The sequence below is a fragment of the Bradyrhizobium sp. HKCCYLRH3099 genome, from assembly GCF_051167855.1.
In the GTDB taxonomy this organism is placed as follows: domain Bacteria; phylum Pseudomonadota; class Alphaproteobacteria; order Rhizobiales; family Xanthobacteraceae; genus Bradyrhizobium.
Genome location: NZ_JBNPTW010000005.1, coordinates 373,743 through 386,400 on the forward strand (window position 1 = coordinate 373,743; position 12,658 = coordinate 386,400).

At 65.5% G+C, this 12,658-nt stretch carries 13 protein-coding genes; 7 read left to right on the plus strand and 6 right to left on the minus strand.

What is annotated here, in order from left to right:
* Window positions 1-44 precede the first annotated feature (44 nt).
* From ACQR1Y_RS14245 to ACQR1Y_RS14265, 5 genes are all read right to left on the minus strand, one after another.
* On the minus strand, window positions 45-716 hold the full coding sequence (locus ACQR1Y_RS14245; RefSeq protein WP_434876892.1) for a DUF1275 family protein: 672 nt from the start codon (window positions 714-716) through the stop codon (window positions 45-47).
* A gap of 91 nt (window positions 717-807) precedes the next feature.
* Complete coding sequence (locus ACQR1Y_RS14250; RefSeq protein WP_434876893.1) at window positions 808-3,039, minus strand: molybdopterin cofactor-binding domain-containing protein; 2,232 nt, start codon at window positions 3,037-3,039, stop codon at window positions 808-810.
* Window positions 3,036-3,521, minus strand: coding sequence for a (2Fe-2S)-binding protein (locus ACQR1Y_RS14255; protein ID WP_434857436.1), 486 nt, complete (start codon window positions 3,519-3,521; stop codon window positions 3,036-3,038). Before ACQR1Y_RS14255 ends, ACQR1Y_RS14250 begins: the two co-directional genes overlap by 4 nt.
* Before the next feature lie 11 nt (window positions 3,522-3,532).
* The gene (locus tag ACQR1Y_RS14260; RefSeq protein WP_434876894.1) at window positions 3,533-4,885 is read right to left on the minus strand and encodes a c-type cytochrome; all 1,353 of its coding nucleotides are present in this window, start codon (window positions 4,883-4,885) and stop codon (window positions 3,533-3,535) included.
* 56 nt (window positions 4,886-4,941) lie between these two features.
* A complete protein-coding gene (locus ACQR1Y_RS14265) occupies window positions 4,942-6,168 on the minus strand; it encodes an MFS transporter (protein WP_434876895.1) in 1,227 nt (408 codons plus the stop codon).
* Between the two features lie 301 nt (window positions 6,169-6,469).
* On the opposite strand from ACQR1Y_RS14265, the gene ACQR1Y_RS14270 reads away from it, so the two are divergent.
* The 3 genes from ACQR1Y_RS14270 to ACQR1Y_RS14280 all read left to right on the plus strand — a co-directional run bounded on the left by ACQR1Y_RS14270 (window position 6,470) and on the right by ACQR1Y_RS14280 (window position 8,206).
* Window positions 6,470-6,643, plus strand: coding sequence for a hypothetical protein (locus tag ACQR1Y_RS14270; protein ID WP_434876896.1), 174 nt, complete (start codon window positions 6,470-6,472; stop codon window positions 6,641-6,643).
* A gap of 389 nt (window positions 6,644-7,032) precedes the next feature.
* Complete coding sequence (locus tag ACQR1Y_RS14275; RefSeq protein ID WP_434857432.1) at window positions 7,033-7,236, plus strand: hypothetical protein; 204 nt, start codon at window positions 7,033-7,035, stop codon at window positions 7,234-7,236.
* A 31-nt stretch (window positions 7,237-7,267) separates the two neighbouring features.
* On the plus strand, window positions 7,268-8,206 hold the full coding sequence (locus tag ACQR1Y_RS14280; protein ID WP_434876897.1) for a TauD/TfdA dioxygenase family protein: 939 nt from the start codon (window positions 7,268-7,270) through the stop codon (window positions 8,204-8,206).
* 39 nt (window positions 8,207-8,245) lie between these two features.
* Here ACQR1Y_RS14280 and ACQR1Y_RS14285 read toward each other — a convergent pair whose 3' ends face one another.
* The gene (locus ACQR1Y_RS14285) at window positions 8,246-8,416 is read right to left on the minus strand and encodes a hypothetical protein (RefSeq protein ID WP_434876898.1); all 171 of its coding nucleotides are present in this window, start codon (window positions 8,414-8,416) and stop codon (window positions 8,246-8,248) included.
* Window positions 8,417-8,890: 474 nt separating this feature from the next.
* Between ACQR1Y_RS14285 and ACQR1Y_RS14290 the strand changes: the two genes are divergently transcribed.
* From ACQR1Y_RS14290 to ACQR1Y_RS14305, 4 genes are all read left to right on the plus strand, one after another.
* Complete coding sequence (locus tag ACQR1Y_RS14290; protein ID WP_434876899.1) at window positions 8,891-9,736, plus strand: CmcJ/NvfI family oxidoreductase; 846 nt, start codon at window positions 8,891-8,893, stop codon at window positions 9,734-9,736.
* Window positions 9,737-9,888: 152 nt separating this feature from the next.
* Entirely contained in the window at window positions 9,889-11,013 is a 1,125-nt protein-coding gene (locus ACQR1Y_RS14295) for a methionine ABC transporter ATP-binding protein (protein ID WP_434876900.1), read from the plus strand.
* Window positions 11,003-11,668 carry a methionine ABC transporter permease gene (locus ACQR1Y_RS14300; protein WP_315705772.1) on the plus strand — a complete coding sequence of 222 codons (666 nt, stop codon included), beginning with the start codon at window positions 11,003-11,005 and terminating at the stop codon, window positions 11,666-11,668. The genes ACQR1Y_RS14295 and ACQR1Y_RS14300 overlap by 11 nt, the downstream gene beginning before the upstream one ends.
* Before the next feature lie 21 nt (window positions 11,669-11,689).
* Complete coding sequence (locus ACQR1Y_RS14305) at window positions 11,690-12,502, plus strand: class II aldolase/adducin family protein (protein ID WP_434876913.1); 813 nt, start codon at window positions 11,690-11,692, stop codon at window positions 12,500-12,502.
* Window positions 12,503-12,658: the final 156 nt, after the last annotated feature.

Here is a 12,658-nt window from a genome sequence, read left to right on the forward strand (position 1 = left end):
CGCCGCCGCGAGTCCTGAACAGCATCGATCTCGCGCGCGGCCGATCATCCACCGACGGCGTCGGCCCAGAGCAGGGGATGAATGGTCAGCACGGCAGCCAGTGCGACGGGCAGGACCCATGCCCATTCCCGCATCAGCGGCATCGCCAGCGCGGCCACCAGACAGCCGGTCAGGAAGCCGCCCAGCAGATGCAGAGCCCGCCTCAGCCGGCCATCGTCCGCGCGCATCAGGGGATGTCCGTTCGTGAGCGCGTCCATCAGGCCCAGGACGACGTTGGCGAGATTTCCGGTCATGACCGCGGTCGACACCGCCTGAGGCAGCGCCAGCCGGAGCAGCGCATATTGCGAAGCCATGGCGGCGACCGCGAGCAGTACGGCGATCCCCGCAACCGGGCTCTGCGGTGCTGCCGAAAGCCGACCCGTTACGCAGAGCAGCAACACTGCGGCGAGCAGGCCGGTCTGCAGGCCGAGCAACAATCTCACGAGCGAGACGCCGCGGCGCTTTGAAAGCCGGGCGATGAGCCAGAGGAGTGCCAGGGCGCTCGCGAACATGGGAAGCGCTGCGAGCTGCGCCCAATAGACGGGACCGCCGTCGACGGCCGCCGCGCTCGCGACCACGAGATTTCCTGTGATATGCGCGGTGAAGACGTGGCCGAGCATGAAGAAGCCGGTGAGATCGACCATGCCGGCGATGACGCTCAAGGCCGGCGGCAGCAAGTCTTCGAGGCATCGTCGCGCTGCAATGTCGGAATCGCCAGGTGCGGAAGCTGTGGGCTTGGCGATCACGAAAGATCTCCCGCAACGTCTCTCATGATGCGTTCATGGCCTCTCTGATGCGCGCGGCGGTCAGCGGCAGGTGGTAGAGTCTCCGTCCGATGGCGTCGCGGACCGCATTGGCGAGGGCGGCGCCGGTCGGGCCTTGCGCAGCTTCGGCAATGCCGAGAAAGGGCGCGCCAGGCTGATCGATGATGTGGACGTCGATCGTGCCGGGGACGCTGGCGAAACGCATCACGGGGTAGGCCGACCAATCGATCGACGTGACCCGCGTCCGGTCGAAGCTGACCTGCTCGAACAGCGTCCAGCTCGCGGATTGGATGATCCCGCCCTCGATCTGGTTGCGTACGCCGTTGGGATTGACGACCTCGCCGGTGTCGACCGCTGCGATCACGCGCGCGATGCTGATGACGCCCGTCTGGTCGTCGACGGCGATCTCCAACGCAATGGCGCAATAGGCTTCGAGGTTCTTGTATTGAGCAAAGCCGAAGCCGTAACCGCCGCCTCGTTTCAGCGCAGGCCGCGTCGACCAGCCGAATTCGTCGGCGGCTCTTTCGATGACGGCACGGCCACGCGGGTTGTCGAGATGCAAGAGCCGGAAGGCGACGGGATCGTGGCCGGCGGCGCGCGCGAGATCGTCCATCGTGCTTTCGATCGCGACCACGTTGAGATAGCCACCCAGCGAGCGCATCGACGAACCACGAAGCGGCATCTCCGGGAGGAAATGGCTTACGACCTTTGCATTGGGAAGCTTGTATAGCGGGATCGCGTTTCGATCGCCGCCGCCTTCCGGTTGCGCGAGCGCGACCGGAGGCGCCGGCGGAAACGGGTTCGCGATGTCGCGGGCCGCCAGCAACGTTCCGGCAGGACCCGGCCGCATCATGTGCGATTGGCTCCAGACCTCGTGGTGCCAGTCGCTGATCATCCCATCCTGGCCGACGGCAGCGCGCAGCTTCGTCACCATGCCCGGACCGAACGGCTCCCAGGAATGCTCCTGCTCCCGCATCCACTGGACGCGAATGGCGCGGCCCGGCAGCGCGACGGCGAGCAGGGCGGCGTCAGCCGCCACATCGTCCGCGCCGTTATGGCCGTAGCAACCGGCGCCTTCGGCATGGATGCAGCGCACTTTGTCCGGCGACAGCCGCAGCAGTTCGGCAATCGCCTTGCGAAGCGGAAACACGCCCTGCGTATGCGTCCAGATCGTTAACTCGTCATCTTGCGTTTGGGCGACGGCACAGGACGGACCGATCGATCCATGCGCGAGATAGGGGCGGGTAAATGTCGCTTCGATCGCGTGCCCGGCTTCGCCATGTTGCCCCTGGTCGAGGATGACGGTGTCTTCCGACGGCAGGGCCATCAACGTGGTGGCTAGCCCTTCTTGATCCGGCAACGTCGCTGTTTCCCGCCACGTCGCGTGAGTGGCCAGCACGCGCATGGCCTGGACCGCCGTCCATTCCTGCTCGGCCACGACGGCAAGAAAATTGCCGTCGCGCACCACCTTCACAATTCCGGTCATGTGCTGGAGCGCTGAGCTGTCGACGCGTTCGAGAACGGCACCCGGACTCGGTGGCCTGATCACTCGCCCGTGCAACATGCTAGGCAAGCGCATGTCCTGGACATAGGCCGCTCCGCCCGTGACCTTGGCGGGGATATCGACGCGATGCACCGGACGTCCCATGACCTCGAAGTCGGCGGTTGCGGTGAGCTTCGAGCTTGGCGCGGCGCTGACTTCGAGGAGATGATCGCTGACGAGGTTGCCATAGGACAGGCGAGCTCCGTTGCTGCCGACCACCGCGCCATTCTCGGCGTGGAGCATGGCCCGATCGACATCGAGGCGCCGGGCCGCTTCGCCGATGAGTATCTCGCGAACTTGCGCCGCCGCGTTGCGGATGGCTGTTCCCGAATCCTGAACCGAATGGCTCGCTGCCGTGTAACCCTCGTCCGCGGTCAGGCCGGTGTCGGCAGTGATCAGCTTAAGTGCGTTCAGATCGACCTTGAGCTCCTCCGCAGCGATCTGCAGCAGCGCCGTCTTCAGCCCTTGTCCGAGTTCGGCCTTGCCGGTCAGGATCGTAATATCGCCGCTTGTATCGATACGGATCCAGGCATCGAGCCGCGGCGTGCCGGCCAGGCTGCCGGGCAAGGATGGTTTTGGCGGAGCAGCGGACGTTGCCGTTTGGCTCCAGGCCCGTCGGGAGGCAATGCTGAAGGACAGAACCAGCGCGCCGGCGCCGGCCAAGACATCGCGGCGTGTGACGATCGTGCTCATGGCGCGACGTCCGCCGTCGTCGAGGTCGCAACCGCCTTGGCGGCACGCTGGATGGCTCGCAGGATCCGCATGTGCGTTCCGCAGCGGCACAGATGGGGTTGGAGCTCTTCGCGGATCAACGCGTCGGACACCACGGGCACTTTGTCGAGAAGCGCCTTGGCCCGCATCATCATGCCGGGGATGCAATAACCGCACTGCGCCGCCTGCTCGTCGATGAAGGCCTTCTGGAGCGGGCCGGGATGCTCGACGGTCCCGAGACCTTCGAGCGTCGTGACCTCGCGGTCGGCCGCCAGCATCACCGGCGTGATGCAGGAGAAGATCGCATCGCCGTCGAGGATCACGGTGCAGGCGCCGCATTGACCGAGGCCACAGCCATATTTGGCGGCATTCAGGCCGAGCTCATCGCGCAGCACGTAGAGCAGCGGCGTATCCGGCGAGGATCTGATGTCGCGCGGCGTACCATTCAGCGTGATTGTGAGCATGGCGATACCCCTCATCGATCCGAGTTGAGTCTTTGGGCCCTGGCTTTCCGCTGTTCGGCAATAGCCGTTCGAACGGTGTCGTCGACGTCGGCCCAGGGCGCGGCGGTGGTGAAGCTGCTGCGGAGATAGCGCGCGAGGTCGGAGATCTGCCCCGCGCTCATCGCGCTCGAGAAGCTCGGCATGATCGGACCGGCCGTGCCGTTCGAGGCCGGAATTCCGCTCAGGATGATGTTGATCAGATTGTCCGGGCTGTCGTCCGTGATCGCGGTCGACAGTGAAAGCCGGATCGCACCCAAGGGGAGGGGGCGGTCGCTGGCGTGACAGGACGCGCACGCAGTCGCGTAGATGCCGGCTCCATCTGCCGTGCCGGCCACGGGCGTGGGCGCCTGGGAGCCCGCGGATTGCGGGACAATTCCTGGGCCCTGCTCAGGCAATGGTTGAGCCGGTTGGGCGTTTGCTTCAGCGGTTTCAGGCTTCGACAGCGAGGCCATGTAACGGGCCATGGCAATGATGTCCTGCTGTGGGACTTGAGCGAGGTTCGCGACCACGGGGGCCATAGGTCCGCGGGCGACGCCGTGAAGCGGATGAAAACCACGCGACAGATATTGCGTAAGCGCTGCTTCGTTCCACGGGGTTGGCGCTTGAGAGGCTGCGCCGAGGGCGTAGGCCCGCCAGCCCTCGGCTTCGCCGCCCGCAAACGCACGCGACGTCTTCTCGGCTCCCATCACGTTTCGTGGCGTGTGGCAGCCGCCGCAATGGCCGAACCCTTCAACGAGATACTTCCCGCGATTCCAAAGCTGGTCACGCGATGGGTCGGGCTCGAAGCGGCCGCGATCGAGAAACAGCAGCTTCCATCCCGCGAGGACGAGGCGGACATTGATTGGAAACGGCAAGGCGTTGGGCGGAGGCGTCGACGTCACGGGCTCGCGCGACATGAAGAAGGCATAGAGCGCCCGAACGTCGTCATCGGAGATCAACGTGAAATGATCGTAGGGGAATGCCGGGTAAAGGTGCCGTCCTTCGCGATCGACGCCCTCACGGAAAGCTCGCGCGAACGCGGCCTCCGACCACCGCCCGATGCCTGTCTCCGGATCGGGGGTGATGTTCGTCGAGTAGATCGTTCCGAACGGCGTGGGCATCGCGAGGCTGCCGGCAAAAGTGCGGCCGCCGGGCGCGGTATGGCAGGTCTGACAATCGCCGAGCAGGGCGAGCTCGGCGCCCCTTCTGACAAGTGCCTGGTCGAACGTGGCCGGAGCCGGCGGCGTGATCGGTGCAAGAGCCGGCTGCCACGCATAGAACAGAGCGGCTCCAGCTCCGACGATGCCGATCGCCGCTGCTGCGATGACAACACGCGCCCTTCTCATGCGACGTCGCCTTCCTTGATCGAGCTCGGGGAGTGCCGTTCGGCTGAAGTCATCCGTCAGACCTCGCTGCGCCCTTTGATCGGAGCGCCGCTCGTCCCGGCCTTCCGGCGAAGGAAATTCCTGGCCTGCGCCGCTGTCGCCAACCCGGCGAGCACCAGTCCGAGCGTCGCGACTGCGGGCCAACCGCCGGATTGCCAGGCAGCCGTCACAGCCGCGGAGCCGAATGCGCCGCCCAGGAACATGCAGCCCATCAGCGCGGTGTTCAGCCGGCCGCGCGCCTCGGGCCTCAAGGCGAAGACGATATGCTGGTTGCCGACCAAGGCCGTCTGCATCGCCAGATCGAGCAGGATGACGCCGACGACCAGGCCCGTCAGCGACGACCAGAGGCCGAACACCGCCCAGGAGACCAGCGTCAGGATCGCGCCGCCGAGAACGGCGAAGGACGGACCTCGCTGATCAGCAAAGCGCCCGGCCAGCGGAGCAGCGAGGATGCCAATGGCGCCGACGATCCCGAACAGGCCAGCGACATCGGCGCCGAGCCCGAACGGAGGGGCCTGCAGCCGGAAGGCAAGCACGGTCCAGAACGCGGTGAAGGCGGCAAAGATCAAGCCTTGCGTCACGGCTGCAAGCCGCAACTCCGGAAACTCGCGCCACAGATGACCGATCGAGTTGAGGAGTTGCAGATATCCGAGCTTCGAAGCGGCGGGGCTGTGCGGAAGCGTCAACGCCATGAGGCCTCCCGCGCCGAGTGCCAGGGGGACGCCGAGCCAGAACATCTCGCGCCAGCCGGCATGCGTCGCGACCAGGCCGGCAAGGGTGCGGCTCAGCAGGATGCCGGTCAGGATGCCGGCGAGAATGGTACCGACCGTGCTGCCGCGACGCTCCGGGGTCGCCAGATGCGCTGCCAGGGGAACGATCTGCTGGGCGACGGTCGAGAACAGGCCGACGGCGAGCGAAGCGAGCACGACGAGCAAGGCGTTCGGCGCGATCGCGGCGAGGACCAGCGAGGCGGCCAGGAAGGCGAATTGCATGATGATCAGCCGGCGGCGCTCGACGATGTCTCCGAGCGGGACCAGCAGGAACAGTCCGGCGGCGTAGCCGAGCTGCGTCGCTGTCGGGATCAGTCCGGCAAGACGGCCGGGCAACTCGGCTTCGATCAACGCCAGCATCGGCTGATTGTAGTAGATGTTGGCGACGGCGATGCCGGCGGCGCTCGCCATGGCAAACATCAAGCTTGTGGACATGCCCGGGGAGAACGACGTCTTGGCCGATGCCTGGCTCATTGCGATTGACCTTCCAGCGCGATAGCTATGGGCCATCAAGTATCGCAAGCCGCGCGCGAGCGTAGACACCTCAAAGTATGATTGAAGCTCGGCGCGATTTGATTGTTGCTTGCGAGCCCATCGCGATCTCGACGAAGGCGGCGGGAGCGACTCCGAAATGTGCAAAGTCGCCTCGCGGCGCGCTTTGGCGTCCGAGCTTTGCTCTCATCTGGTGCGGGCCAATTCTGCAATCCAGCGTGGTCAGGCTGGCGCTGGTCCCAATGGCTACCTACGGCATCGGACGCCGCCGCGGCCTGAGGGGGTGTCGCTCATCACACTCGTTCTGTTTAACGCGCAGCCCTGCACGCCCTCTGCCTGCATCGTGGCGCGGCTCTTGGCTGGCGACCACCGCGTCGCGGCCGGCATCATCAGCTTTCAGACGGCGGTTGCCGCGTTGAACATGCCGCTGTTTCTCGCGCTCACGACCTGGCAGTAGAAGGTCCCACGGTGCGGGTTTTCCGTCGTATCCTGCATCTATGCGTTGCAAATGGGTTGCAATCTGATCTCGCGCCGATCTGAATGATTATTCGCGTCGATGTGTGTCGCCATGAAACAAATAGCGCGCGGCGCTCTGATCTTTGAATGCCCATTTCATTGACCAAAACGCATCCTGCGCAGATATTCAGCGCCGTCATCGCTCAACCGGGACTCGCCAAGATGAGAATGAGATCTGCAGCCCGCCGCCTGGTGCGCAAGCGCCTTGCCGGACGCTGCTTCTCGGCGGCGACCGGGGCCTGTTGCTGATCGCTGCAGCCGAATTCACCTCAATCATCGATTTGCAGATCCGACAGGAGCGCCGCTGCGCAAGGCGGCGAATGATCAGTCATGCCGACAGCCTTTGTCATCGAAGTCTTCAACCGGACCGCGGGCATCGTCACGGCCGACGAGCGCGGCTTCAGCTTCTTCTCGTCCGAGCGCGCGTTCGACAGCCTGGAAGGGCAGTCCTTCACATCGGCGCGCGATGCCGAGCGCGCAGCCCGTGCGCTCGTCACCAGCGGTGGCGGGCGGCTGCGCCGCGGCTCCGTCTAACTCATCCCATCGCCATCGAAGGATATCGCTCATGAGCTTCTACAGGGACTTCAACGACAAGCTCGCCATCCAGGCCTGGAACGGCCGGAAGCGCGAACCCTATGAGACGATCGAGGTCAGGCAACTCGGTCCGACGGTCGGCGCTGAGATCGGCGGGGTCGATCTTTCCAAGGATGTGCCGGAGGCGCAGTTCGCGGAGATCCACCGCGCGCTCGACGAAAATCTGGCGATCGTTTTTCGCGATCAGGACATCTCCAAGGAGGACCACAAGCGCTTCGCGCGCCGCTTCGGCAAGTCGCTGCATCGGCACGAACTGGCGGCGACGCGTTTCCGTCATGATGGGCCATTCGATCCGGAATTCCTGTCGTGGAAGACCGACGCCAATTCGCGCTTCACCGCCGGCGACGGCTGGCACCCGGACGTCTCCTGCGACCCGAGCCCGATCGCGGTCTCGCTGCTGCGGGTGACCAAGACGCCGCCGCTCGGCGGCGACACCGCCTTCGCCAACATGTATCTTGCCTATGAATTCCTGTCGGATCCGATCAAGCACCTGCTCGACGGCCTGACCGCGATCCATGACGGCTCCCTGGCCTGGACCGCCGGCTACGGCGCCAAGCCCGATCCCGGCAAGACCTATCCTCAGTCAGAGCATCCGGTGGTCGTGACCCATCCGCGCACCGGCCGCAAACTCCTTTACGTCAACGCGTCCTTCACCTCGCACATCGTGCAGCTGACGCGTCGGGAGAGTGACGCGCTGCTGCAGCTCTTGTTCCGCCATGTCGAAAGCCAGCTTGCGCTGCAGACCCGCGTGCAGTGGCAGCCCAACTCGCTGCTCGTGTGGGACAATTGGGCGAGCCAGCATCATGCCGTGTGGGACTACTATCCCGAGGAGCGCTGGGGTGAGCGGGTGTCGGTGGTGACCGGCGAGAGCCCGCGGGCACGGCTCGATCTCAGCGAGGCTGCGGAGTAGGGCGTTCGCGCCGCGGCGAGAGCGATCTCTCCCGCGGCGTCAGCCCGGGCCGAGATGAACCAGGAGCAGGCGACAGACCGCGTCGTCGGCCAACTCGTCGGCGCGGTCGAGATAGATCGCCGTCTCGCCATGGGTCGCCTCGCGCAGCGCGAGCCGTTCTGCCTGCGCGGGACGTTTGAGCCGGCAGAAAGAGTCGATTGCCCGCAGCAAGGCCGGTGATCGCACCACGCTCTACGCCGCGATGTGATCCCTCGCGGCAAACACGAAGGCCGGGTACGGGCCCAGGTCGATGGCGAAGACCTGCGAAGCTGCGGCTGACATTTGCGTCGGATGGGTGCTGTTGGTCGGGAGCGCGTTGCAATATCGATCAGTGTAGGAGCAGGGTGAAGGTCGTCAATGAAATGGGACAGGCGAATTTCGGTGTGATCGTGCAACAATTTGCTGCTGGGTCGACGCGACCGCCGGCAGAGTCTCGGTTGCGGCCATGTCATGCCAGCCATGCCCTCGCGTGGGAGGCGGCGAGCGGAAGAAAACGACGGTTGCAAGCTTCAATCGGTGGGCAAGCTCTTTCTACGCCGGGCCGCCTCGGAAGCAGAACCGTTGCTATTTCGAGCATCGGCTTGTTCTGTCCGCCGGCGCCGATCAAGCTCCATGCAATCGCATGAAATTGCCCGGAGACATCCCATGAGCCTGGTCGAGAGAAAGATCGAAGCGCTGCCCTTCGTGCTCGCCGAGCTGAACTATCTGGCGCCCATTGCGTCCAAGCCGCGGACCTACGCGTTCGATCCGCCGCCGGGCGAGCCGAAATCCACGGCGCTGCCGGAGCCGCACCGGGTGCCGGTGTTCGACGGCCGCCCGATCGCGTCATCCTTCTCGCTCGACCGCGAGGGCTTTGCGCTGGTGCGGCACCCGACCTTCGTGCGCGACTTCACCAATGAAAAGGAAATCCGCTCCGTCTATTACCCGGCGGCGGAGGCCTTCATTCGCGCGACCTTGCGGGCCGATCGTGTCGTCATCTTCGATCACACCGTGCGCAAGCGCGTGCCCGGCGCCCCCGATGTCCGCGATGGCGGGCCGCGTCAGCCGGCGACGCGCGTCCATGTCGACCAGACCGTGACATCGGGCGTCAATCGGGTGCGCGAGCACCTCGGTGACGAGGCTGACGCGCTGCTGCGAGGGCGGGTCCAGGTCATCAATCTCTGGCGCCCGATCATCGGCCCGCTCCGTGACAGCCCGCTCGCGATGTGCGATGGCACCACCGTCGCGCCGGAGGATCTCGTCGCCTCCGATCTGATCTATCCGAACCGCAACGGCGAGACCTATTCGGTCACGTACAATCCGGCGCATCGCTGGTTCTATTTTCCGGAGATGACGGTGGACGAGGCGCTGCTGCTGAAATGCTACGATTCGGCGACCGACGGCCGCACGCGGTTCGGACCGCATACCGCCTTCGTCGATCCGACCACGCCGGCGGATGCCGCGCCGCGCGAGAGCATCGAGCTGCGGACGCTGGTGTTCCATGACAGCTGAGAATGCATCGGGGAGCATGATGTTTCACGACGCGCCATCGCTCGAGAAGCTTCGTCCATGACTTCGGGCATTTCTGAAATTGCCTCGGGGCTGATCGCGGGCGATGGTGAGCTGAATGCGTGCGCTGCAGCACGTCAAGTCAAGGTCCTCTCATGAATGCCCACTCGTCCCTCGCTGTTGCCGAGCCGATCCGGCCGGTGGAAGCGATCGTGCCCGAAGCCGCTGTCGCCGCGCCGATGGTCCGTTTCGAGGCGCTCTCCAAGACCTATCCCGCCTATCGCGACAAGCCGGCCGTCGCAGCGCTCAAGGAGATCGATTTTGCCATCGCGCGCGGCTCGATCACCGGTGTGATCGGGCGCTCCGGCGCCGGCAAGTCGAGCCTGGTGCGGCTGATCAACGGGCTGGAGAAGCCGAGCACCGGCCGGGTCATCGTCGATGGGCGCGAGATCTCGGCGCTCAGCGGGCAGCAACTGCGGCTGGCGCAGCGCTCGATCGGGATGATCTTCCAGCACTTCAACCTGCTGTCCTCGCGCACGGCCGCCGACAACATCGCCCTGCCGCTCGAGGTCGCCGGCTGGACAAAGGCCGATATCCGAACGCGGGTCGGCGAACTGCTCGAGCTGGTCGACATCGCCGACAAGCACGACCGCTATCCGTCGGAGCTGTCCGGCGGACAGAAGCAGCGCATCGGCATTGCGCGCGCGCTGGCGACGCGGCCCGACGTGCTGCTGTCGGACGAGGCAACCTCGGCGCTGGATCCGCAGACCACGCGCGCCATTCTCGACCTGCTCGCCAACATCAACCGCGAGCTCGGCGTGACCATCATCCTGATCACGCACGAGATGTCGGTGGTCCGCCAGCTCGCCAAGGAGGTGGTCGTGATCGATGACGGACGCGTGGTCGAGCGCGGCCATGTCGCTGACATCTTCACCCATCCCAAGCACCCGACCACGCAGACCTTCCTGGCCGAAGCACTCGGCGATGCCGTTCCGGTGTCGCTGGCGAGCCGGCTCGTGCAGGAGCCGACGGGAATCGGGCAGGCGGTCATTCGCGTGCAGGTGCGCGGCACCGATGCCGGCGACACCTTGGTCGCGCGGCTCGCCCGCGAGCTGTCGATCGACGTCGCGCTGCTGTCGGCGCGCATCGACGAGATCGGCGGCCAGCCTGTCGGATCGCTGATCCTCGGCATCCCCGGTGGCGAGGCCGCGGCGCGACAGACGCTCGCTTATCTCTCTCAACAGCAGTTCGCAGCGGAGCGTCTCGGCTATGTCGCCTGAGCTCATCAACCTGATCGTCCAGGCCACCGGCGAGAGCCTGTTCATGGTGTCGACCGCGGCGCTGGTCGCGACCGCCCTCGGTCTGCCGCTCGGCATCTTCCTGGCGACCAGCCGCAAGGGCGAGCTGTTCGCGGCTCCCGCCGTCAACGCGGCGCTCGGCGTCGTCGTCAATGCGACGCGCTCGACGCCCTTCATCATCCTCGTCGTCGCGATCATCCCGTTCACGCGTCTCGTCGCCGGCACCTCGATCGGCTCGGGCGCCGCGATCGTGCCGCTGACCGTCGCAGCGACGCCGTTCATTGCACGGCTGGTCGAGGCGGCCATCCGCGAGGTCGATGCCGGCCTTATCGAGACCGCGTCCTCGTTCGGCGCGACGCCGCTGCAGATCGTGTTCAAGGTGCTGATCCCGGAGGCGCTGCCCGGCCTCGTGCTGGCGCTGACGCTCGCGGTGGTCAGCCTGCTCGGCTACTCCGCGATGGTCGGCGCCGTCGGCGGCGGCGGCCTCGGCGATCTCGGCATCCGCTACGGCTATCAGCGCTTCATGCCGGAGATGATGCTGGCAGTGGTGGTCGTGCTGATCGCACTGGTGCAGACGGTGCAGACGGTCGGCGATCACCTTGCGCGCCGGCTCAATCGGCGCTTGAGGCAGCGCTGAGCTGACGCAGACACGGTTTCAATCGACGCAGCCGAGCAGGAGGAAACGACCATGAACGAGATCGTCGAACGCCCCAGGAAGTTTGCGCTGGTCGAACGTGCGCCCGCAGCCACCTTCGAGGAGGACCGGCTGCATCGCAAGCAGCGCCTGGCCGCGACCTTCCGGCTGTTTGCGCGCTACGGCTTCGATCAGGGTCTGGCGGGCCACGTCACCGTGCGCGATCCGGAATTCCCCGACCGGTTCTGGATCAATCCGCTGTCGACGCATTTCAGCCAGATCAAGGTTTCCGACCTGCAGCTCGTCGATCACGACGGCAACATCCTGATCGGCAACAAGCCGATCAACCAGGCCGGCTTCGTCATCCATTCCGCGATCCACGCCGCTCATCCGCACGTGATCGCCGCCGCGCATACCCATTCGACCTATGGCAAGGCGTTTTCCGCGCTCGGAAAGCTGCTCGATCCGCTGACGCAGGATTCCTGCGCCTTCTACGACGATCACGTGCTGTTCGATCCATTCACCGGCGTCGTGCTCGATGCCGAGGAGGGCAGGAAGATCGCGGCCGCGCTAGGCACCAAGAAGGCTGCCATCCTGCAGAACCACGGCCTGCTGACGGTCGGCCCGACCATCGAGGCGACGGCGTGGTGGTATATCGCGATGGACAATGCCGCACGCACGCAGTTGCTGGCCGAGGCCGCGGGGCCCACAAAACCCATTCCGCACGAGATCGCCAAGCACACGGCGGGGCAAGTCGGTACCCACAAGGGCGGCTATTTCAGCTTCCAGCCGCTGTGGGACTGGATCACGGCGCAGGAGCCAGATCTGTTCAACTGAGTGAGAGCGCGTAGCCCGCATGAGCGTCAGCGACATGCGGGGTCTCCTCGGCAGCTTGTGCGACCCCGGATGTCGCTGACGCTCATCCGGGCTTCTGTAACGGGCCTTGGTTTGTCAATCCCAATTGCATGTCCTATCGCCGGGCCCTTGCTTCTG